The 22,337-nt window shown below is 62.8% G+C and carries 14 protein-coding genes; 9 read left to right on the top strand and 5 right to left on the bottom strand.

Annotated elements, in window-relative coordinates; genetic code table 11:
• Positions 1-124: 124 nt before the first annotated feature.
• The 5 genes from AC1DX2_RS20470 to AC1DX2_RS20450 form a co-directional block, all read right to left on the bottom strand.
• Complete coding sequence (locus AC1DX2_RS20470; RefSeq protein WP_477198244.1) at positions 125-1,105, bottom strand: glycosyltransferase; 981 nt, start codon at positions 1,103-1,105, stop codon at positions 125-127.
• A gap of 33 nt (positions 1,106-1,138) precedes the next feature.
• Positions 1,139-3,835 carry an oligosaccharide flippase family protein gene (locus AC1DX2_RS20465; RefSeq protein WP_477198243.1) on the bottom strand — a complete coding sequence of 899 codons (2,697 nt, stop codon included), beginning with the start codon at positions 3,833-3,835 and terminating at the stop codon, positions 1,139-1,141.
• A 153-nt stretch (positions 3,836-3,988) separates the two neighbouring features.
• The gene (locus tag AC1DX2_RS20460; RefSeq protein WP_477198242.1) at positions 3,989-6,859 is read right to left on the bottom strand and encodes an RIFT barrel domain-containing protein; all 2,871 of its coding nucleotides are present in this window, start codon (positions 6,857-6,859) and stop codon (positions 3,989-3,991) included.
• 44 nt (positions 6,860-6,903) lie between these two features.
• Complete coding sequence (locus AC1DX2_RS20455) at positions 6,904-8,025, bottom strand: GNAT family N-acetyltransferase (RefSeq protein WP_477198241.1); 1,122 nt, start codon at positions 8,023-8,025, stop codon at positions 6,904-6,906.
• Positions 8,026-8,046: 21 nt separating this feature from the next.
• The gene (locus AC1DX2_RS20450) at positions 8,047-9,369 is read right to left on the bottom strand and encodes a UDP-glucose dehydrogenase family protein (protein ID WP_477198240.1); all 1,323 of its coding nucleotides are present in this window, start codon (positions 9,367-9,369) and stop codon (positions 8,047-8,049) included.
• Positions 9,370-9,461: 92 nt separating this feature from the next.
• Here AC1DX2_RS20450 and AC1DX2_RS20445 point away from each other — a divergent pair, with 92 nt between their 5' ends.
• The 9 genes from AC1DX2_RS20445 (at position 9,462) to prsT (ending at position 22,243) form a co-directional block, all read left to right on the top strand.
• Positions 9,462-9,716 (top strand): acyl carrier protein, encoded by a 255-nt coding sequence (locus AC1DX2_RS20445; RefSeq protein WP_477198239.1) that lies wholly within the window; start codon positions 9,462-9,464, stop codon positions 9,714-9,716.
• A 4-nt stretch (positions 9,717-9,720) separates the two neighbouring features.
• Positions 9,721-10,545, top strand: coding sequence for a hydrolase 2, exosortase A system-associated (locus tag AC1DX2_RS20440; protein ID WP_477198238.1), 825 nt, complete (start codon positions 9,721-9,723; stop codon positions 10,543-10,545).
• Positions 10,542-11,408, top strand: a complete 867-nt coding sequence (locus tag AC1DX2_RS20435; protein WP_477198237.1) for a hydrolase 1, exosortase A system-associated — start codon at positions 10,542-10,544, stop codon at positions 11,406-11,408. The genes AC1DX2_RS20440 and AC1DX2_RS20435 overlap by 4 nt, the downstream gene beginning before the upstream one ends.
• Positions 11,405-13,042 carry an acyl-CoA ligase (AMP-forming), exosortase A system-associated gene (locus AC1DX2_RS20430; protein ID WP_477198236.1) on the top strand — a complete coding sequence of 546 codons (1,638 nt, stop codon included), beginning with the start codon at positions 11,405-11,407 and terminating at the stop codon, positions 13,040-13,042. Before AC1DX2_RS20435 ends, AC1DX2_RS20430 begins: the two co-directional genes overlap by 4 nt.
• A 25-nt stretch (positions 13,043-13,067) precedes the next feature.
• The gene (locus tag AC1DX2_RS20425) at positions 13,068-14,273 is read left to right on the top strand and encodes a pyridoxal-dependent decarboxylase, exosortase A system-associated (RefSeq protein WP_477198235.1); all 1,206 of its coding nucleotides are present in this window, start codon (positions 13,068-13,070) and stop codon (positions 14,271-14,273) included.
• A 336-nt stretch (positions 14,274-14,609) separates the two neighbouring features.
• A complete protein-coding gene (locus tag AC1DX2_RS20420) occupies positions 14,610-15,896 on the top strand; it encodes a TIGR03013 family XrtA/PEP-CTERM system glycosyltransferase (protein ID WP_477198234.1) in 1,287 nt (428 codons plus the stop codon).
• 56 nt (positions 15,897-15,952) lie between these two features.
• The gene (gene prsK, locus AC1DX2_RS20415; protein ID WP_477198233.1) at positions 15,953-18,070 is read left to right on the top strand and encodes an XrtA/PEP-CTERM system histidine kinase PrsK; all 2,118 of its coding nucleotides are present in this window, start codon (positions 15,953-15,955) and stop codon (positions 18,068-18,070) included.
• On the top strand, positions 18,067-19,428 hold the full coding sequence (gene prsR / locus AC1DX2_RS20410; protein ID WP_477198232.1) for a PEP-CTERM-box response regulator transcription factor: 1,362 nt from the start codon (positions 18,067-18,069) through the stop codon (positions 19,426-19,428). Before prsK ends, prsR begins: the two co-directional genes overlap by 4 nt.
• A 37-nt stretch (positions 19,429-19,465) precedes the next feature.
• Positions 19,466-22,243 carry an XrtA/PEP-CTERM system TPR-repeat protein PrsT gene (prsT, locus tag AC1DX2_RS20405; RefSeq protein WP_477198231.1) on the top strand — a complete coding sequence of 926 codons (2,778 nt, stop codon included), beginning with the start codon at positions 19,466-19,468 and terminating at the stop codon, positions 22,241-22,243.
• Positions 22,244-22,337 lie beyond the last annotated feature (94 nt).

Genomic DNA, 22,337 nt, shown 5'->3' with positions numbered 1-22,337 from the left:
GTGGCGCCCTGGCTGCTCGCGCGACAGGCTCCGCAGCCGACACAAAAACCCTCGGCAACGACTCTTTGTATGCTGAACTGACTTGCACTCATGGGCTGGCTGCGCTGTTTGGACAGGGGGCTGTTCAGGTTGCCCTGGCGCCGCGGCGAACCCATGGCGCCAGCATGAACAGGCACGCAAGCAGCAGATAGATCCCCGACCGGAACCTTCTGCCACCGCCCAGGAACGCCAGCAGGAAGGAGTGCGCCGCGATGGACATCTTCCCGTGCCAGTAATGCATGTAACCGTGCCCGAAGTGGGTCATGGCAAGTCTGACCCGGAATTCCTGCGCATTCAGGTTGGTCTTGTCCGGATTGACCAATCCCCAGCGTTCAACGGCACAGGACAACAAGCGGGCCATGTAATTCTCGTCAGCAATTCTGTGCATCGCGCTTGCGGAGTGAATCCTGTAGAGCGCAACCCGCCCATTGAGCGAATGCATTTCTCCCATCCTGGATGCCCGCAGCCAGAAGTCATAGTCTTCGCCGATGCGCATGGACTCATTGAATTCGCCAATTTGCCGGTAGATGCTGCGGCGAATGACCGCGGTGTTCATGCCGACCAGCAGGCCCATCAGCAGGCGGCCGTAAATCCAACCGGAGCGTTCTGGTTCCGCGGTTGCCAGATTGCTGCAGTCCGTGCTCAAAGAAGCTGCCGTTGGAAACTTGCCGTCCGCATCTGGAGGCCAGCGAAGAAACTGACCGAAGACGACGCCCACGTCCGGATGAGCATCAAAATACCGGATCTGCGCTTCCAGCTTGCCGGGAAACCAGACGTCGTCGGCGTCAAGAAAGGCAAAGAACTCGCCGCGAGCCAAGCGCATGCCCACGTTGCGTGCATGCGAAACGCCACGCCCTGTCAGTTTGACCACCCGGATGCGGCTGTCCTGTTGTTCCAGGCTGCTGTAGTCAAAGTCAGTCGACCCATCGTCGATGATGATGACTTCAAACGCGCGGAAGCCTTGGCACAGCACACTGTCCAGCGCCTCCTGGATATAGTCCTTGCCGTTGCGCACCGGAATAATGACGGTCACGCGCGGATGGTCAACCTCAAATTGGGATGTCATGGCGTTTTGGTAGTGCGTAAATGCCAATCTGCATCAGGCCGCGTGCTCGCCGCCGTGGTTCATGGAGGCCAGGCAATCTGCCACAAATGCGTCCGCTTCCTTCTCCATTCGGGACCTGGTCGCATGAATGACGGCCCTCAAGGCGGCCTCGTTGGCCAATGCCCGCTGAACCGCAGCGATAACTTTGTCGCCGTCAAATGGAACAGCAGACAGGCAATAGTCCTCCAGCCCCAGCAGTTCAAAAAAGCCAAAGTGCTTGATATCGTACGCCAGCGCCACGCTGGGCGTCCCGGCACTTGATGCCAGTATGCAGGAATGGAGCATGCCTCCTAGGTGAACGTTCAGGTTGGCGTAGCCGCGGCACAGCGTGTCCGGATCGCCACTGATCACATCCATCTGTACACCCCGGGCCGCGATCATTTTGACAACGACTTGCTCAGCCTCAAAGTGCATCATGTAGTTGAAGTTGCACTGGGTCAACTGCTGAATCTGCTTCAGCATGTCAATATAGGCGGGCAGGTCCTTGCGGATGCGGTTCGTGGCGTCGGGGCCGTGAAAAGGAAAATTGACGCCCACCAATGGCTTGCCGGGCGCTCTGCGGTTGATGCTGAAAGGGGGCGACGGCTTCGCCTCGCACAAAAAGAACGCGGGATCACCGACCAGGCGCACCGGCTTGGTTGTATAGCGTGACAACTCTTGCAGGGAGCCCTTGTCTCTCACGCTGATGGCTGTGGCGCGCTCAAGCAACCGGCGCAGTGTGGACTCATCTTCTGGGGAGACCGGCGGTGCGTTGCCCCCTTCGGCGTTCAGCAGCCGATTGACGCCTATGCCGTACAGCACCACAGGGACTGACGTGGCGTCCATGGCGCGCAGGTCCTCGCTGATGCGTTTGGCCATGACACCCGCGCGGTCAAAGGCGATATAGCCGCTGCCGCAGACCGCGATCAAGTCTGGTGCCTGAGCGCCTGGCCTTGAGCCGAACCCGCGCCTGTCTTCCCAATTGGCTCGCACAAAGACCAAATCATCACGGAATTTCCCCATGGTCTGGCAAGAGGCCTGCACAATCGCCTCGTCGCCACGATTGACCACCCAGGGGGTCAAATAGCTTCTGTAGTTCAGTTTGGCCAGCGATCCCGAGCGCCACTTCAGCAGGTCATACTGCATGCGAACGGCATGCTTGACGGTGTCCCTGAATTGCCGCAACGCGGGGGGCGGGGGCGGCGCGCAAGCCACCGCGCCATACACCACGACGCGTGAGCCAGTTGCTTGGACTGCGCCTTGATCGGGCTCAATCCCTCTGCGCCAGAGTTGGCCAGCGGCCTTCTTCAGTTCCAGAGACAACGGGTGCTTGAGGTAGAGAATGGTCAGCGTCCATCCGGGGATCAGCCAGATGGCTGCTATCACCAGGCTCCAAAATGGAGAAATGACGACGTCGAAAATGCGGTCGCACACCATGATTTGCAACAGGATCACCACGGTCACGCCGACACTTGCGCGCAATGACTTGACCCAGTCTGAAACCTTCATGCCGATGTAGCGCCTGCTGAGCCACAGATAAGCAGGGATGGACACGCACTCCGCAATGGCCACGGCCCTGGCGTAGGACACCAATGTGCCATCGAAGAAAAACAGCGCTGCGAGGAGCTTGGCCGACAGGGTCAAGGCAAGCGGCACAGCGCTGACGTAGGGCCTGCCCATGGCGGTCATGGCCGGTTGCATGATGGCGAATGTCACCTGTATGCCGCTGGCAAGGCAGAGCCAGGGGATGACTGCCGCGCTTTCGCGCCAGGCTGCCCCGTACAGGAACAGGATGATGTCGTTCGCCATCACGCCAGTGACCACCAGCGCGGGCCACATGATGGCTGTGAGGTAGGCTACCGTGCGCGCGAGTTCATCATTGAGTTTGCGCCCGCCGTGATGAACCTTGGCCAGGTAGGGCAGTGCAAAGTAATTGACCGTTGGACCGGTGACCGTGTTCAGAATATTGACGGTCGAGTTGGCCCGGCTGAATATGCCCACATCGTAGGGGCCGCTGAGTTTGCCCAACAGGGTGTCTGGCAAGGCCGTGTCCACTGCCTTCAAGGACGATGTCAGCATGGCGCCGGCGCCAAACTGGACGACGCGCCCCCAGCCACGGAATGAAGGGCCGACCCGCAGTTCCCTGGGCATCATCAGGCTGAGTGTGACGCCGCTGACGACAATGCTGGCCAAGTTGGACCATGCCATGCTCATGTAGCTGAAACCCATGGATGCCAGGGTGATGCAAGTGCTGATATAGACCAGGGTGGAGATGCCGGTCACCACCGTCGTCTTGCGCACATCCATTTCGCGCGCGAGCACGGCTTGCGGAATCGAGCCAAATGGGATGAACACGAAGCCCAAGGCCAGCACGGGCATGATTTCGTGGATGCCCGGTTGCTTGAAGAAATTGGCCCACAAGTCTGTGGACAGGTAAAGCAGCCCCGCGATGATCCACGAAGATGTGAAGAGCACGCCAGTGGCGGAGCGCAGCAGTTCAGGGGTCAGTGACTTTTGCCGCTTGATGAAGGAGACAACGCCGAAATCGCGAAAAACCTGGGTAAAGCCGACAAACACGGCAGTGATGGAGAAAATGCCTATCTCACTGGGTGTGAGCAAGCGAGCCAGAACAATGGAGAGGCAAAAGTGCGCGGCAATTGACCCGTTTGACACTATGAACTGAAGGCCAATCTTGCTGCGGATGGATTCCAATTTTGGTCTCAGTGATGTGGGTGACTGTCTCTAGGGCCTCACTGCGATTTTAGGATGAATTTTCAAGGCGTCCCATCGGCGTGCATCCTCACTGAGCAAAGCTTGAGCTTGTGACGCCGGTTCCGACGGCACAATCTGGACAAGCCCCGCAGTTCAATGCCTCGGTACGATGGCCCAGGTTGGGTCGGTCAGCATGGCTTTGTCCATCTGTTTGGTGACCGAGCGCCAATAGACCAGGGCATCCGCGGCGCCAGTAACGCCCAGGCTGCTGGAAGTCCCTAGCATGGCACGGATGTAAGCCGCATAGCCTGCGGGCGACGCCGGGTCGCCGTCCACCGCTGCGTTGGCGGCACAGCTGGCAACGTTGGGCCAGTTGGCTTTGTACAACTGCCCCCAGTCGCTGATGAAGCGCTTGGAAGCGTCGCGAATGGCAATGTAATACCCCGGGGCCTGAGCGCGGCAAAACCCAGCACTTTCGTTGGCCATGCGCCCCACGGTGAAGCGGCTTATCCAGTTGAAGTATTCCGTTGCCGCAGGATCGTTGGCCTCTGCCAGCTGACCCACGATCAACGCCATGAAGTCATTTTGCCAAGGGGCCGTTTGCCCTATGGCATCGCCCTTTTCCATCATGCCCATGGGAGACACCGCGCCTTTGGTGTCGCGCGGGTACAGTTGAACATAATAGGCCAGGTTGTCGCCAAGCTTGCGCTGAAAATAGCCCTTCATCGCGTGCTTGTCGGGCATTGCCCGGGTTGCTTCTCCCAGGGCGCGCAATGCCCAGGCTTGGCCGCGCATCTGTTCCTCATGAACCAGGCCTTGCCCACCTCCACGATAAGCTGGATTGATCTTGCCCATGTTCCAGTTGGCCCAGAACAGCGTTTCGTCAAGGTAAAACGCGTCACCCGTGATGAGGTAGGGAATGTAGCTGAAAGAGGCTTGATGGGACACATCGGGGGACCAGATGGTTGCGTCGTTGACGATGGTCGGCAAGGCATCTTGCGCGGAGGACGTGCCTATCACCAGCGCCAACCCCGGATGTGTTTCAAGGCTGACCGGTTGATCCGTGGCGGCGTCGCGGTAGTGGATAGGTATGCCCGCAGCCGCATCAGCGTTGGCCAGCATGGACGCCTTGGCGCGCGCATCCTGAGTGATCAGAAACAGTGCTGTCCAACGGGGCAGGGGGCCGATGTCCTGGCGGCCACCCGTGGTGGGAAAGTAGGGCTGGATGAATGCTGGCCCCATCGGTCTGGTGTCGGCCTTGGCCAGGTTGGCGGCCTCGGCGGCCACCACGGACTCGGGTATGGCCAGTGTCAGGTCATAGTTCCAGGTCGCGCGGCTGGCCAGGAAGTAGGGCATGTAATGGCGCAACTCCACTCGGGGTTCGTCCCCACTCCATAGTACCTTGTGCCAGCGGGCATGGTGGTTGTGCGTGAACGCGGGTTGGCGCAGCACGGACTGGCCGTTCTGGGTGATGTTCAGCTCGTACACCAGGTTGCCCGGGCTGGGCTCGTAGGTCCAATTGTTCTCCAGCGTCACGTCGGTGCGTATGCGGCGGCCGGCTTCATACAGCCGCGTGTAAAGCCGTGCCATCAGCTGGGGATGCTTGGCGCCGGTGCTGGCGTCGGTGAAGGGGGCCACCAGAGCGTATTCACGGGCAATGGTGCCATCAAGTCGCGGCGTCTGTGTGGATGCCATCGCCTTGTCCAGCGCCGCTCGCGCATCCACCACGTACTGGCGGGGGGGCTGGTAGGTTTGCAATGACGTGACCCCCAATTTGGCGGTACCGGCATACACGAATTTCACGTTGAACGCCGGCCCGTCACTGGCGATGGGCGAAATCCACAGCCACTCGAAGCCGCCGCCCTCGCCATACTTGCTGGCCCGATAGGTCTTGCTGCTCGCATTGATCTGGGCCATGAAGGCTTCAGCGATCTTGGTCAGCGTTGAGGTTCCCCCGCCTGCCTGATCAGTGCTGACAGTCAGCGTGTACTGCTCGATGCTGCCGGAGCCCAATTGCAGGGTGATCTGCTCTCCGGCCACGAACGGGATACCCGCCGTGTTGCCAACGCGATTGCCGAAAGCGATGCGCGAAACCTGTGGCGAATACACCGTGGCTGCCAGCTTCATGTCATAGCTGCCGGCCGAGCTGCCACCGGGCGTGGGCACCGAAGACGACGTCTTGAACAGGTTGACGACCCGTTGCTCCCCGGCCTGGAGGTTGCTGAGCTGGACGCTGAGCACGGCGAATCGCACCGAACCGTCCGCGTGGGTGGATACTTCATCCATCTGAAGCGGTATGACCGCGCCGTTGCTTTCTCGGGCTTCCAGATGGGCACCGGCGGGCAGGTCTCCCGCCTTGAAAGGCTGGCCGAACGTCACCGGAACGCTGGCCTGGGTGAAGGTGGCGGTGGACGCCAAACGCAAACAGGTGATGGCCAGCGGCCCGCAGCCAGCCGCGATGTCGCCAGCGGCAGGTCGGCCAAAGCAATTGGTGCCGCTGGCTTTGCACCAGAGGTCCGACAGGCTGCCCACCATCAGCAGGTCCTGCCGGGTCGCCGGACCCAACACATACACGCTGCCATTGGAGACACCCAGATAGTTCTGGCTTTGCGGGTAGTAGCGGAAAGTGAAGTTGGCGATTTGCTGGGTTGAAGCTGAGCCTGGGAAAAGTTGGGGCAGGGCCGCTTCAGCCCAATCCAGCAGCGCGTCTATGCTGGCGTCGCCAGTTGCCGACAGCGTCTGCTTGCGCGTGGCGGTTACCAGCCTGGTCGTTGCAGATGCATTGGCCAGCAGTGTAGTGTCCTGCCGCAATCGGCTGGCCTGAACGAGGGGGGTACCGTCGCCTATGGAGGCTTCGCTCGCGCCACCGCAAGACGCACTCATCAAGACAAGAGCAGCCAGCAAGCTGCCCGTGAAGAACCTGAACATGTAGCTACCCGGTGATTGTGTTGGCGCCACAGGATGTTTGGTGACGCATTGATGACTTGGCTTGACCCTGGACTCAAGCCACTGAACGCCAGCCAATTTTCGGATAGAAGATAACTCTACGGGTATTTTTTGGCAAGCTTTTACACAGACTTACTTTCGGTTGCAAGCTTTGCAACCCGACGCTTCAGCTTGGCGGCATTGTGCCGAAAAGCCTGCCACAGGCCCTGCGCGGTGCGCGGGTCAAACGCCGCCAGGCCCCAGCGTTCACGCCGTGAGGGGGTCCAGTCACGCTTATAGGCATCGTCGCCTGTCAGGTAGTCCACTTCGCGCACCCGGTCCACGTCCAGCGCGTGGGCCATCATGGCGTCGGTCAGCAGCGAGCCCACCGACAGGCGCTCGCGCCCCTGCACGTAGGCCAGCTTGTAGATGCTGGCCTTGCCGTCCTTGACCAGCCACAACTGTGCCGCCACCGGGGTGTCGCTCAGGCTCAGCACCCCCAGTCGAAGCCAACCCTGCCCGGCGGCCATGCGTGCCAGGCCGGGCATGAAGTCGGTCGCCGGCTCGGGCTGCTTCCAGCTTTGGGCGTAGACGCTGACAAACGCCGCCACCGCCATTTGCAATTGCGGCTGGCTGGTGGGGTAGATGGCGATGCGCCACGGCCCGTTGCGGTCGAGCCGGCGCTGCCCTCGCTCCAGCGTGTGGCGCAGCGTGGCCGGCCGCTGGGCGCGGTAGTCGGCATGCGACTGGCCGGCCGCCTCCAGGTGCCAGTTGCCGAAGCAGAAGTAGCGGTCCACCCAGTAACCGGCCCGGCGCAGTGCGCCGGCCAGCGGGTCAAACCATGGTGCTTGCGGGTCCAACGGCGCCAGTGTCAGCGTCGCCGGACGCAACTGCGTGCGCAAATGCCGGCAGGCGGCGTCCAACAGCGTTTGCAGTTGCACCGGCGCCGGCGGAGTGCCGTCAGCCGACTGCCGCCAGACCAGCGGGCCATACAGGCTGCTGTAATAGTTGGCCAGCGCCGTGACCGGGCCGCCGGGGCGCGCCAGCAGCGGCAGACAGACGGCGGCGTCATCGTCCTCGACCAGTACCAGCTGGCAGGCGCCAGCGTCTGCCGCCAGGCCGTTGGCCACCAGGTTCTCGAACCAGGGCAGGGTGAGGAAAACGTCGGCGTCAGCCTGGCCGTGTTGCGGGTCCAGGCCACGCCCTGCCAGCGCCGCGCGCAGTTCGTCGAAGCCGTGCAGGACGCGAACGCGCGGTGAGCTCATCCGCCGGGCGGCAGTAGCGCGTCAGCGGCCGACCGGGAAATACTCGATTCCCTGAGCGCGGATGAACTTGGGGTCGTACAGGTTGCGGCCGTCAAACACCAGCGGCGCCTTCAGCTTGGTCTTGATGGTGTCGAGGTCGGCGCTGCGGAATTCCTTCCACTCGGTGACGATGATCAGCGCGTCGGCGCCTTCAAGGGCCTCCATCGCCTTGGCGGAATAGTTCAGCCGCGACTCGCCCTTGAAGATGCGCTGCGCCTCGTGCATGGCCACCGGGTCATAGGCCGTGGCGGTGGCGCCGGCGGCAAACAGGTCGGCCAACAGTTCGCGGCTGGGCGCGTCCCGCATGTCGTCGGTGTTGGGCTTGAAGGCCAAGCCCCAGACGGCGAAGTGCTTGCCCTTGATGTCGTTGCCGAAGCGCGCCAGCACCTTCTTGCCCAGCACGTGCTTTTGTGCGTCGTTGGCGGCTTCCACGGCGCCGAGCACCTTCAGGTCCATGCCGGCGGTGTCGCTGGCGGTCTTGATCAGCGCCTTGACATCCTTGGGGAAGCAGGAGCCGCCGTAGCCGCAGCCTGGGTACAGGAAGTGGTAGCCGATGCGCGGGTCCGAGCCAATGCCCTGGCGCACCATTTCGATATCGGCGCCCAGCTTTTCGGCCAGGTTCGCCAGTTCATTCATGAAGCTGATGCGGGTGGCCAGCATGGCGTTGGCGGCGTACTTGGTCAGCTCAGCGCTGCGCACGTCAGTGACGATCAAGCGCTCATGGTTGCGCTGGAAGGGGGCGTACAGCGCGCGCATCAGGTGGATGGCCTGCTCGTTGTCGGCGCCCACCACGATGCGGTCGGGCCGCATGAAGTCTTCCACCGCGGCGCCTTCCTTCAGGAACTCGGGGTTGGATACCACGTTGTACGGCACGTCCAGGCCGCGCTTCTTCAGCTCGTCGGCGATCGCCTCGCGCACCAGATCGGCAGTGCCCACCGGCACCGTGCTCTTGTCGACGACGACCTTGTAGTCCGTCATCAGGCGGCCGATGCTGCGTGCCGCGGCCAGCACGTACTTCAGGTCGGCCGAGCCATCCTCGTCGGGCGGCGTGCCCACCGCGATGAATTGGATGGTGCCGTGCTGCACCGCTGCTTCCACGTTGGTGGTGAAGTGCAGGCGTCCGGCGGCCACGTTGCGCCGGACCATGTCCTGCAGGCCCGGCTCGTAGATCGGTATGCCACCCTCTTCCAGGATGCGAATTTTCTCCGCATCCAGATCCAGGCACAGCACATCATTGCCCACTTCGGCCAGGCAGGTGCCGCTGACCAAGCCCACATAGCCGGTGCCAACAACGGTGATTTTCATGAGTAACTCGCAGGGAAGGTGATTGAAAATAACGCAATAGGTATCATACCCAGGCGCTGGGGACCGGGCCGGTGCATTTGGAGGATTTTGACGTGACGCAGGAGAAGCAGATCATTGCCGTGCTGGACAGGGTGCTGTCGCTCAAGGGGCGTGGCAACACATTCGAGCGCGCCACGCCCTTGCTGGGCGCGCTGCCTGAGTTGGACTCCATGGCTGTGTTGAGCATCATCACCGCGCTGGAGGAGCAGTACGCCTTCGTCATCCACGATGATGAGATTGCGGGCGCCAATTTCGCCACCTTGGGCAGCCTGACGGACTTTGTAGAGGCCAAGTTAGGTGCCCGGTAGTCCCTTGCAGTTCGAGGCATTTTTTCTTCCGGCCGCCCGGGGCCAGCGATTTTGCGTTTTGCATCGACCGCCCGCTGGCAGCCCGGCAAAGGGCTGTGTGGTCTATGTGCATCCTTTTGCCGAAGAGATGAATCGCGCCCGACGCATGGCAGCCTTGCAAGCAAGCGCTTTCGCTGAGGCAGGCTTTGCCGTGCTGTTGATCGATCAGTTTGGCTGTGGTGACAGTTCGGGCGATTTTGAACAGGCCAGCTGGGATGTGTGGCTGGAAGATGTGGGTCTGGCTGCGCAATGGCTGAGCGACCGGTATCCCGGCCCCTTGTGGTTGTGGGGCCTGCGCAGCGGCTGTCTGCTGGCCGCGCAGGCGGCCAGCAGCATTGCTGGTCGGCCGGCGAACCTCTTGCTGTGGCAACCTGTGCTGTCGGGCCGGCAACACTTGCGGCAGTTTTTACGGTTGCGGATGGCGGCCGAGGTGGCGCGCGGCGGCCGTGGCGAATCAACCGAGGCCCTGGCGGCCCGGTTGGCGGCTGGCGATGCTGTTGAGGTGGCGGGCTACATGCTGTCCAGCGCGCTGGCGCGGGGGCTGGAGCAGGCCAGTTTCGATGGCCTCCAACCGCCAGCCGGTGCAGATTGCATCGAACTCCAGGCTGCTGCAGACCTGCCGCTGTCGCCCGGCCTGGACGCATTGTTGCAGCGCTGGCGGCAGCAGGGCCATGAAGGGGTGGTTGGGCAGGTGGTGGCCGGTGAAGCCTTTTGGCAGTCCATTGAGGTCGAAGTCAGTCCCGCGCTGCTGGCGGCCAGCAGCCAGGCCGTGGCAAAAGGCACGCCATGACCTGCGAAGACAGCGCTGTATTGCTGGCCTGCGGAGAAGATGTTTTGCTGGGCGTGCTGTCGCGGCCGGCGCAGCCGCGCAGCGTTGGCCTGGTCATTGCCGTCGGGGGCCCGCAATACCGTGTCGGGGCGCACCGGCAATTCCTGCTGCTGGCCCGCTGCCTGGCTCAGGCCGGCTATCCTGTTTTGCGCTTCGATTTTCGCGGCATGGGCGACAGTGGCGGCCGTGCGCGCGGGTTCGAGTCGGTTGGGGAAGAGATCACTTCAGCGGTAAGTGCCCTGCGCCAGGCCTGCCCCGAAGTGCAGAAGGTCGCGTTGTGGGGCCTGTGCGACGGCGCTTCGGCGGTGCTGATGTTTGGGGGCGACGATAGGCAACTGCCGGTGGCTGGCCTGTGCCTGCTCAATCCCTGGGTGCGGTCAGAGGCCAGCCTGGCGCGGACCCGCGTCAAGCATTATTACGGTGCTCGGCTGCTGCAAGCGGCCTTCTGGCGCAAGCTGATGGCAGGGCAGTTCGATTGGCGGCAATCGCTGACCTCGGTTTGGCAAAACCTCATGCAGGCTCGCCGGCAGGGGAGCCCGGCCACAGCAGCCATGCCGTTCCAAACCAAAATGGCTGCGGCTTGGCGGCGGTTTCCCGGCAAAATACTGCTGATCTTGAGTGGCGACGACTACACGGCAAAAGAATTCATCGAGCATGCCTCGGTCGACTCCGCGTGGGCCGGTTGGCAGGCCCGGCCTGGGTTGCAGCGGGTGGATGTCGCTGATGCCGACCACACGTTTTCTCGCGCCGCCTGGCGCCAGGCGGTGGAGCAGGCCACCTTGACATGGCTGGCGGCCCTGGAGCAAAAGGAGGGCGGGGCATGAGCGAACCCATGCTGCTGGCTGAGTTGCTGGCTTTTTCAGCGCATCGGCGTCCCCATGCCGTGGCGTTGACCAGCGCGGGCCAGTCGTTCAGCTTTGTCGAGCTGGATGCGCGCGTGAGGCAATTCGCGGGTGGCCTGTGCCAGCTGGGTATACAGCGGGGCATGCGCGTGGCCATTTACCTGGAAAAGCGCATTGAAGCGGTGGTGGCCAGTTTCGGCGCGCCTGCCGCCGGCGCCGTGTTTGTGCCCATCAACCCGCTGCTCAAGCCGGCCCAGGTGGCCTATATCCTGCGCGATTGCCAGGTGAGCGTGCTGGTGACTTCTGCCGAGCGGTTGGCCTCGCTCGCCACGGCCTTGGTGGACTGCCCTGACCTGCGCCATGTGGTCCTGGTGAGCGCGGATGCGCAGGTGGTTGAGGTGACTGCTGGCGCGGCCGGCTGGTCCCCCGTCACCTGGACGGATTTGTTGGCCGCTGGGCCGCGCGTTGGCCATCGGGTGACGGATGCCGACCTGGCCGCGATCTTCTACACCTCGGGCAGCACTGGCGGCCCCAAGGGGGTGATGCTGTCCCATCGCAACATGGTCAGCGGCGCCAAGAGCGTGGCCAGTTACCTGGAGAACGGCCCGCAAGACAGTTTGCTGGCGGTGTTGCCGCTGTCTTTTGATGCCGGCTTCAGCCAGTTGACCACGGCCTTCCTCAGCGGCGCGCGCGCGGTGCTGCTGAACTACCTGATGCCACGCGATGTGCTGACAGCCATGGCGCAGGAAAAGATCACCGGCTTGACGGCTGTGCCGCCGCTGTTCATCCAGTTGACCCGGTTGGCGTGGCCAGCCGCAGTTGGCGAGCACTTGCGCTACTTCGCCAACACCGGCGGGCACATGCCGGGTGAGACGCTGGCCTTGCTGCGTCAGCGTGTGCCGCGCGCCAAGCCGTTCTTGATGTACGGGCTGACCGAGGCCTTCCGCTCCACTTACTTGCCGCCCGAGGAAGCAGGCCGGCGGCCGGATTCCATAGGCAAGGCCATTCCGAACGCCGAAATCCTGGTGCTGCGGCCTGACGGCAGTCCTTGCGCCGCAGATGAGCCGGGTGAGCTGGTGCACCGCGGCGCCTTGGTGGCCCTGGGCTATTGGAACGACCCGCTGAAGACCGCGCAGCGTTTCAAGCCGCTGCCGGCGGCCGCACTGGGTACCGCGTCAGCGCAGTCTGGGCAGCCGCTGCCCGAATATGTGGTGTTTTCCGGCGACGTGGTACGCCGGGACGAAGAGGGCTTTCTCTATTTCATCGCCCGCAATGACGAGATGCTGAAAACATCCGGTTATCGGGTCAGCCCCACCGAGGTGGAAGAGGCGCTGTACGCCACCGGGCTGGTGGGGGAGTGCGCTGTCTTTGGTGCCGCGCATGCCGAACTGGGCCAGGTCGTCTGCGCGGTGGTCACTCCCGCGCCGGGGCAGGATGCCGGCCAAAACGGGTTCGACAGCGCCATGCTGATGGCCCGGGCACGCGAAACCATGCCAGCCTACATGGTGCCCGCAAAGTTGCATGTGGCAACGGGCGCCCTGCCGCGCAACCCCAATGGCAAGATAGACCGCAAGGCGCTGGCTTTGCACTATGCTGGCTCCGATGTCCAACCCTGACCGCTCACCCCCCCGGCACGCGCCCATGGACCAGTTCCCCGTCTTGGACGGTGAATTGGTGGTGGGTGGCGAGCGCCTGTCGGCGCTGGTGGCGCGTGCCGGCCAGACACCTTTCTATGCCTATGACAGCGCGCTGATACGCCAGCGCGTGGCGGAACTGCGCAGCGTTTTGCCGGCGCAGGTGCAGTTGCATTACGCCATCAAGGCCAACCCCATGCCGGCCGTGGTGCGCCTGTTGGCCGGATTGGTGGATGGCCTGGATGTGGCCTCCGCCGGCGAGTTGCGCCTGGCGCTGGACGCCGGTGCGCCTGCAGCGCACGTCAGTTTTGCTGGCCCCGGCAAGCGCGAGGTCGAGCTGCGCCAGGCCGTGGTTTCTGGCGTGCTGGTCAACATCGAGTCGGCCCGTGAGGTCGGCCTGTTGGCGGCCCTCAGTGAGCAACTGGGCTTGCCGGCGCGCGTGGCGGTGCGCATCAACCCGGATTTCGAACTGAAGGCGGCGGGCATGAAGATGAGCGGTGGCGCCAAGCCGTTCGGCGTCGATGCCGAGCAGGTGCCGGATTTGCTGCACGCCATTGGCCAGGCGGGACTTCGGTTTGAGGGCTTCCATATCTTTGCCGGCTCGCAGAACCTGCAGGCCGACGCCATCGTCCAGGCCCAGCGCGCTGCTTTCGAGCTGGCGCTGCGCCTGGCGCCCCTGGCGCCGGCCCCCGTGCGCTCGCTGAACCTGGGCGGTGGTTTCGGCATCCCCTACTTTCCCGGTGAAACCCGGCTGAACCTCAGCCCCATTGCCGACAACCTGCAGCAATTGGTGCAGGCGGCCGCCAAGCAGCTGCCGCAAGCCGTGTTGATGCTGGAGCTGGGGCGTTATCTGGTGGGCGAAGCAGGTGTCTACGTGGCGCAGGTGCTGGACCGCAAGATGTCCCGCGGCCAGGTGTTCCTGGTGGTGGATGGCGGACTGCATCACCATTTGGCTGCATCCGGCAATTTTGGCCAGGTGGTGCGCAAGAATTATCCGGTGGCCATAGGCAACCGCATGCATGCCCTGGCCGTCGAGACAGCCAGCGTGGCCGGGCCCCTGTGCACGCCGCTGGACCTGCTGGCCGACCGCATGCCGCTGGCGGTGGCGCAACCGGGTGACTGGGTGGTGGTGTTCCAGTCCGGCGCCTACGGCGCCAGCGCCAGCCCGCAGGGTTTCCTGGGGCATCCGGCCTGTGTGGAGATGCTGGTCTGATCGGGATCAGGCGGTGGCATGGCCTGTTGTTGGCGCACCATATTGGCCGGCCGTTTCAGGCCAATTGCCGTGTAATATCCATCCCTTACCCTCGTCGGCCTGGCCGCATTGCCGGGTTGGGGGTCAGGGACCGCGTCCAAAATGCTAAATTTGCTTGTAATGTGGATCGTCAGAACTTTCACAGGGGGCAGTGTTGATGCAGGAGCAAGTGGCTGAGACTCGGAAATTGAGAGCCTGAGTGTGATCAAGATATTCAACCATTATTTCCCTCGGCGCACGCTGCTTCAGATATTCTGGGACTTTGGCTTTGCTGTCCTCCTGGTGGTGGCGGCGGTCATGTGGCGGGCGCACGACCCCATCGCCGGGATTTCCATTGCGGTCACCTCCGCCTGCCTGTTGGCAGCCGGCATGGTGGCCATCAATTCCGCGCTGGGGCTGTACGAGCGCGTGCACAACCGTTCCATCATGCAGTCCCGCGCCCGCGGCGCCTTGTCGTTGCTGCTGACCCTGGGGCTGGCCTACGGCATCCTGGGCGTGCTGCCGCTGCAGCGGACCGATCTGGAGTTCCTCGCCGTGGCCGTGCCGGTTGGCGTGTTCATCGTGCTGTTTCACCGCATTTCGGTGGCCCACTCCACGGCCCAGTCCAAGCTACGCACCCGGGTATTGGTGTTCGGCACCGGCATGCGGGCCAAGCTGGTCAGCAAGTCTTTGAAGCGCTCGGACCCCAATGTGGATTTGGTGGGTTTCTACGCCGGCCCCAACGAGGTGAAGACCGAGGTTTCCGGCTGGGGCCTGTTGTCCACCACCAAGCCGTTGACCGACCTGGTCGCCGAGTTGCAGGTGGACGAGATCGTGGTGGCGCTGACCGAGCGGCGTGGCGGCAGCATGCCGCTGCGTGAGTTGCTGGACTGCAAGCTGCACGGCGTGCGGGTGGTGGACATCGCGACCCATTTTGAGCAGACACTGGGCCAGATACGGCTGGATTCGGTGTCGGCCGGCTGGCTGATCTTCGGCGACGGCTTCAACCAGGGCATCGTGCGCACGATGATGAAACGCCTGTTCGACATCATCTTTGCCACGCTGCTGCTGGTGGTGACGTCACCGGTCATCCTGATCACCGCTGTCCTGATCGTGATGGAAAGCGGCGGCCCCATCTTGTACCTGCAGGAGAGGGTAGGCCGCGGCGGACGGCTGTTCAATGTCATCAAGTTCCGCAGCATGCGCACCGATGCCGAGCGCGACGGCAAGCCGCGTTGGGCTACCGCCCAGGATGACCGCGTGACCAAAGTCGGCCGCTTCATCCGCAAGACCCGCATCGACGAGTTGCCGCAGCTGTTCTCTGTGTTGGCCGGTGACATGAGCCTGGTGGGGCCGCGCCCTGAGCGACCCTATTTCGTCGACAAGCTGACGCAGGAGATCCCCTATTACGCGGTGCGCCACAGCGTCAAACCGGGCGTCACCGGTTGGGCGCAGGTGCGCTTTCACTACGGCGCCAGTGTGGAGGATTCTGCCGAAAAGCTGCAGTACGACCTCTACTACGTCAAGAACCACACCTTGTTCCTGGACTTGGTGGTGCTGTTCGAGACCATAGGCGTGGTGCTGATGGCCAAAGGGGCGCACTGACTGCACAGGCGCCGTCCCGGCGCCAGGCCCCGTGGTGCGAACCCGTCTGCTGACCCATGAATAACGGCAATCTGGTTTTGACGGCTTGGAGCTACGGGCTGGTCGGGTTGGCGTATTCCCTGTTCGCCTTACGTCTGCTTCAGCTCGGCTTTCTGCGCGCACCGCGCAAGGAGGCTTCTGTCGCCGTGTTCGCCGCCGTGGCCCTGAGTGCGCTGTGGGGCTGGTTCGGCCTGGGCCACCTGCTGCGCTCGGACCAGATGGCACTGTCGCTGAGCGCGCTGTCCGACCTGTTGCGCTATGGCGCATGGTTTGTCTTCCTGCTGACGTTGTTTCGCAGCAACAACAGTCAACACAATCTGCCGGCCAGCATGGCCGCCTTTCTGCCGGTGGCGGGCTCGCTGGTACTGGTGGGCCTGGTCGCGCAGATCCTGGCCAATTTTCAGATCGATGTGTTGGGCAACCCCGCGCGCCTGACCCTGCTGTGTTCCATGGCCTTGCCGCTGGCTGCCTTGGTGTTGCTGGAGCAGGTCTATCGCAATGTGCAGGAAGATTCACGTTGGAACGCCAAGCCGCTTTGCCTGGGTCTGCTGGGCGCGTTTGCTTTCGACCTGTATCTGTATTCGCAGGCCGTGCTGTTCAAGAAGCTTGACCCGGACGCGTTGGGCATACGCGGCGCTGTGCATGCGCTGATGGTGCCGCTGCTGCTGCTGTCCATCACTGGCTCTCGTGACTGGATAGGCCGGGTGAGGGTGTCGCGCACGGCCGCTTTCCATTCCGCCACACTGCTGATCGCCGGCGTCTACCTGGTGTTCATCTCGGCGGTGGGCTATTACGTGCGCATCTTCGGTGGCGAGTGGGGCCCCGCGCTGCAGCTGGGGCTGGTGTTCCTGGCGCTGGTGCTGGCGCTGGTGCTGGCGGTCTCCGCCTCCGTGCGCGCCAGGTTGCGGGTGTTCCTGGGAAAGCATTTTTTCCGCTACCGCTATGACTACCGGGAGGAGTGGCTGCGCTTCACCAAGACCCTGTCGACGGCCACCACCACGCCGCAGGAAATGGGCTTGCAGATCGTGCGCGGCCTGGCCGACATGCTGGAGAGCCCAGCCGGTGCCTTATGGATGAAGATGCGCGACGAGCCCGCGTTTTCACAGACCGCGCGCTGGAACATGGCGCAGACGATCCCGAAGGAGGATGCCAATTCGCCTCTGTGCCAGTTCATGGCCAGCAGCGGCTGGGTCATCAACCTGGAGGAATACCGCGCCTTTCGTCGCCGCTATGGTCAGTTGCAATTGCCGCAGTGGTTGCAGGATCTGGAGCAGGCGTGGCTGGTGCTGCCACTGATTGCCGGCGACGAATTGATCGGTTTCGTGGTGCTGGCCAGCGCGCGCACGCAGATGGATGTCAATTGGGAAGTCAATGACTTGTTGAAGACCGCCGGCCGCCAGGCCGCCAGCTACCTGGCGCAGATGCAGGCCACTGAAAAACTGCTGGAAGTGCGCAAGTTCGACGCCTTCAACCGCATGTCGGCCTTTGTGGTGCACGACCTTAAAAATATCGTGACACAGCTGTCGCTGATGATGAAGAATGCGCAACGGTTGCGCGACAACCCGGAATTCCAGCAGGACATGCTGATGACGGTGGAGAACTCCCTGGAGCGCATGCGCCAGCTGATGCTGCAATTGCGCGAGGGGGCCACGCCGCCGGGCACTGCGGTGGGGGTGGACCTGAGCGCCATTGTCGGCCGGGTGGAGGCGGTGGCCAAGGGGCGCGGCCGGGTGTTGGAGGTGGGGGCGCGCGAGCGCGTGACCACGCGCGGGCATGAGGAGCGGCTGGAGCGCATCGTCGGCCATGTCGTGCAAAATGCGTTTGATGCGACTGATCCGTCGGGCCGGGTTTGGTTGAAGCTGGAGCGCTCCAGCGGTTGGGCCAGGGTGGAGGTGGGCGACACCGGACACGGCATGTCCCAGGAGTTCATCCGTGACCGACTGTTCAAGCCGTTTCAGACCACCAAGCAGGCCGGCATGGGCATAGGCGCCTACGAGAGTTTCCAGTATGTGCAGGAATTGGGAGGCAAGATCGAGGTGCAAAGCGAGCTGAACAAGGGAACCACGGTCACAATACTGCTGCCTCTGCTTGAAGTAAAGAATGAATCTGACATCCATGTATCACACGCGGCATGACCACTGAGAAACCCCGCTCACTGCTGATCGTCGAGGACGATCTGGCGCTGCAAAAGCAGATCAAGTGGTCGCTCGACCGGTTCGACTCCGTCACCGCCAACGACCGTGAGAGCGCGCTGGTGCAATTGCGCCGCCATGTGCCGGCCGTGGTCACCATGGATTTGGGCTTGCCGCCGGACGCCGACTCGGTGTCCGAGGGCTTCAAGCTGCTGGAGCAGATCCTAGCGGTGGACCCGGACACCAAGGTTATTGTGTTGACCGGCCAGAACGACCAGGCCAATGCCTTGCGCGCGGTGGCCTTGGGTGCCTACGATTTCTTCGCCAAGCCCTTCGAGCCCGAGTTGTTGAACCTGACGGTCGAGCGGGCCTTTCGTCTGTGGGAGCTGCAGCGCGAAAACCGCCGGCTGCAGTCGCTCTACCAGCCCGACGCCCTGTCCGGCCTGATGACGCGCGACCCGGAGATGCTGCGCATCTGCCGCACCATCGAGAAAGTGGCCAGCAGCGGTGCCACCGTGATGCTGCTGGGCGAAAGCGGCACCGGCAAAGAGGTGCTGGCGCGGGGCCTGCACCAGGCTTCATCGCGCAAAGGCGGCAAGTTCGTCGCCATCAATTGCGCCGCCATTCCAGAAAATCTGCTGGAAAGCGAGCTGTTCGGGTACGAAAAGGGCGCTTTCACCGGCGCGGCCAAGACCACGCTGGGCAAGATAGAAACCGCCAATGGTGGCACGCTGATGCTGGACGAAATCGGTGACCTGCCGTTTTCGCTGCAAGCCAAGCTCTTGCGCTTCCTGCAGGAGCGCACCATTGAGCGCATAGGCGGGCGCCAGGAAATCCCGGTGGACGTGCGCATTGTTTGCGCCACCCACCAGGACCTGGATGCGCTGAGCAAGGCCAGCAAATTCCGCGAGGATTTGTATTACCGCCTGGCCGAGATCGTGGTGAACATTCCGCCCTTGCGCGCGCGCGTGGGCGACCCCGCGCTGCTGGCCCATGCGTTCGTGCGCCGTTTCGCGCAGGAGCAGAACCGCGGCGCCATGACGCTGGGCGAGGACGCGGTGCGGGCTGTCGAGGCGCATCTCTGGCCAGGCAACATCCGGGAGCTTGAGAACAGCATCAAGCGTGCCGTCATCATGGCCGATGGCAACCAGATCACGGCCCAGGATCTGGGCATGAAAAGCGAGGCGGCGCAGGAGTTGGACCAATCGCTTGACTTGCGCACCATTCGCGACACCGCCGAGAAAAACGCCATCATCGCGGCGCTGGGTCGTGTCAACGGCAACATCGTGAAGGCGGCTGAACTGCTGGGGGTAAGCCGCCCCACACTGTACGATCTCATGCACAGGCTGGGCCTCAAATAGGCACGCCTCTCACCATCACCTAAACGACAGCACCACTATGAAAAACACCACCCGTGGCCTTGGCCTCACCGTGTCCGGCCTGTGCCTGTCGCTGATTCTCGCGGCTTGCTCAGGCGGCGGGGCGGACTCCATGCTGGCTTCTGCCAAGGAATACCTGGCCAAGAAGGACAACAAGGCCGCGGTCATCCAGATCAAGAATGCGCTGCAGAAGAACCCCGACTCCGCCGAGGGTCGCTTCCTGCTCGGCAAGACATTGCTGGACATGGGCGATGTCGGCGCCGCTGAAGTGGAGTTGCGCAAGGCGCTGGCATTGAAGCACCCTGCCGATGCGGTCGTTCCCTTGTTGGCCAGGGCCTTGGTCGCACAAGGCCAGCTCCCCAAATTGATCGAAGAGTTTGGCAAGACCGAGTTGACCTCGCCAATGGCCAAGGCTGAGCTGCAGACCAGCCTGGCCGCCGCATATGCCGCCCAGGGCAAGGTGGATTTGTTCAACAGCGCCATAGAGGCTGCTCTGGCGGCGCAGCCCGGCTTCCCGCCGGCGGTGCTGGCGCAGGCCAGGCACAAGGCTGCAGCCAAGGATTTTGACAGCGCGATGGCTGCTGCAGAAGGCATCATCGCCAAAGCCCCCAATGACTATGAGGCTTGGAAGCTCAAGGGCGACATCCTTTACTTCGCCAAGGGCCAGCCCGAGGATGCCTTGGCAGCCTACCGCAAGGTGCTGGAAATCCGGCCGGACCACCTGCCCGCCCATGCCGGCATCCTGTCCATTCTGTTGGCGCAAAACAAACTTGACGATGCCGCCAAGCAGCTGGATGCGCTGAAAAAAGTGGCTCCAAACCATCCGCGGACCCGCTTTTTCATGACCCAGCTGGCCTACCAGAGGCGTGACTTCAAGCTGGCGCGCGATCTGGCCCAGCAATTGCTGAAAGTGGTGCCCAATGAGCCGCGCGCATTGCAACTCGCTGGTGCCATTGAATTCCAGCTCAATTCGATGGTGCAGGCCGAAACCTTGCTGAGCAAGGCGGTGCAGGCTGCTCCCGACCTGTACCTGGCACGCCGGCTGCTGATCTTGACCTACCTGCGCTCCGGGCAGCCGGCCAAGGCCATGACGGCGCTGACGCCAGCCTTGAGCCGGGAAGTGCCGGACCCCGAGATCTATTCGGTTGCCGGTGAGGTCTATCTGCAAAATGGCGACGCCAAAAAGGCCGAGGAATTCTTTGCCAAGGCCGCTAAACTCGATCCCAAGGACAGCAGGAAGCGCACATCGTTGGCGCTGGTTCACTTGATGGGGGGCAATTCAGACACGGCTTTCGGCGAGCTGCAGGACATTGCGGCTGCCGACACCGGCACCACGGCAGACCTGGCCCTGATCAGCGCGCACCTGCGCCGCAAGGAGTATGACAAGGCACTGAAGGCCATCGATGGCCTGGAGAAGAAGCAACCTGGCAAGCCGGCGGCCGCCAATTTGCGCGGCAAGACCTTGCTGGCCAAGGGAGATATTGCCGGCGCCCGCAAGAGCTTTGAGCAGGCGCTGGTGATTGACCCCACCTATTTCCCCGCTGTTGCCAGCCTCGCCGCGTTGGACATGGCCGACAAGAAGCCAGCCGAGGCCAAGAAGCGCTTTGAGGCCGTGCTGGCCAAGAACCCCAAGAATGGCCAGGCACTGCTGGCCCTGGCTGAATTGGCGTTGCGCAGCGGCGCCCCCAAGGAAGAGGTGGCCACGCTGCTCAACAACGCCGTCAACGCCAATCCGGGCGATGCGGCGCCGCGCCTGCTGCTGATCGACTTCTATCTGGGCAACAAGGATACCCGCCAGGCACTGTCGACGGCGCAGAACGCGGCTGCTGCCTTGCCCGAAAATGCCGATGTGCTGGATGCCCTGGGCAGGGTGCAGTTGCTGTCTGGGGACTCCAATCAGGCGATCACCACCTTCAACAAGGTGGCCGCCTTGCAGCCTTCGTCGCCCAAGCCGTATCTGCGTCTGGCTGACGTCTACATGCAACTCAAGAGCCCGGACAAGGCCGCACAAAGCCTGCGCAAGGCCCTGGAGGTCAAGGCCGATCTGCTGGAAGCCCAGCGCGGCCTGATCATGCTCAGCGTGGAGGCCAAGAAGTACCCAGAGGCCGTGGCGGTGGCCCGTGCCGTGCAGAAGCAACGGCCCAAGGAACCCGTGGGCTACGCGCTGGAAGGCGAAATTGCAATGGCCCAGCGCAAATGGGATGACGCGATTACCGCGTACCGGGCGGGCTTGAAGGAAGCGGACATGCCGGTGCTTGTCCCCAAGCTGCATGGGGCGCTGATGGCTTCTGGCAAGACCGCCGAGGCCGACAAGTTTCTGGCCACCCAGGTGAAAGACCACCCCAACGATGCCACGCTCAAGTTTTACCTGGGTGATTTGGCCGTGGCGCGCAAGGACTACGCCGGCGCCGAAAAATACTACCTGGCGGTCACCAAGATGCAGCCTACCAACGCCATGGCCTTCAACAACCTGGCCTGGGTCGCCGGCAAGCTGAACAAGGAAGCCGCCGTGGGCTATGCGGAGACGGCCCTTTTGCTGGTGCCCGCCGAGCCGGCATTCATGGACACCATGGCCATGCTGTACTCTGACAAGAACGACTACGCCAAAGCTTTGGAGTGGCAACAAAAGGCCGTTGCCGCCCAACCCCAGAACACGCTTTTCAAGCTGAACCTGGCCAGAATCCATATCAAGGGCGGCAAAAAGGACCTGGCGCGCAAGGAGTTGGACGACCTGGCCAAGTTGGGCGATAAGTTTCCGGCGCAGGCGGAAGTGGAAAACTTGCGCAAGAGCCTCTAAAATCCCTGGTGGCCCCAGGCTCGGTTGAAGTGTCGGGAAAATTTACAAATGAAGGTGAATTTCTCGGTCGACTTGTCGCCTGGCTGAATATTTG

The organism is Hylemonella sp. P2_B10 (genome assembly GCF_056404875.1).
Note: the sequence above shows the minus strand (reverse complement) of the source record. Positions and strands in the feature narration are given on the sequence as shown.

What these genes read in the sequence shown, in the direction of transcription:
- AC1DX2_RS20470 (WP_477198244.1), bottom strand. Translation starts at nt 1,105, where the DNA reads ATGACATCCCAATTTGAGGTTGACCATCCGCGCGTGACCGTCATTATT.
- AC1DX2_RS20455 (WP_477198241.1), bottom strand. Translation starts at nt 8,025, where the DNA reads ATGAGCTCACCGCGCGTTCGCGTCCTGCACGGCTTCGACGAACTGCGC.
- AC1DX2_RS20450 (WP_477198240.1), bottom strand. Translation starts at nt 9,369, where the DNA reads ATGAAAATCACCGTTGTTGGCACCGGCTATGTGGGCTTGGTCAGCGGC.
- AC1DX2_RS20435 (WP_477198237.1), top strand. Translation starts at nt 10,542, where the DNA reads ATGACCTGCGAAGACAGCGCTGTATTGCTGGCCTGCGGAGAAGATGTT.
- AC1DX2_RS20430 (WP_477198236.1), top strand. Translation starts at nt 11,405, where the DNA reads ATGAGCGAACCCATGCTGCTGGCTGAGTTGCTGGCTTTTTCAGCGCAT.
- AC1DX2_RS20425 (WP_477198235.1), top strand. Translation starts at nt 13,068, where the DNA reads ATGGACCAGTTCCCCGTCTTGGACGGTGAATTGGTGGTGGGTGGCGAG.
- AC1DX2_RS20420 (WP_477198234.1), top strand. Translation starts at nt 14,610, where the DNA reads ATGTGGCGGGCGCACGACCCCATCGCCGGGATTTCCATTGCGGTCACC.
- prsK (WP_477198233.1), top strand. Translation starts at nt 15,953, where the DNA reads ATGAATAACGGCAATCTGGTTTTGACGGCTTGGAGCTACGGGCTGGTC.
- prsR (WP_477198232.1), top strand. Translation starts at nt 18,067, where the DNA reads ATGACCACTGAGAAACCCCGCTCACTGCTGATCGTCGAGGACGATCTG.
- prsT (WP_477198231.1), top strand. Translation starts at nt 19,466, where the DNA reads ATGAAAAACACCACCCGTGGCCTTGGCCTCACCGTGTCCGGCCTGTGC.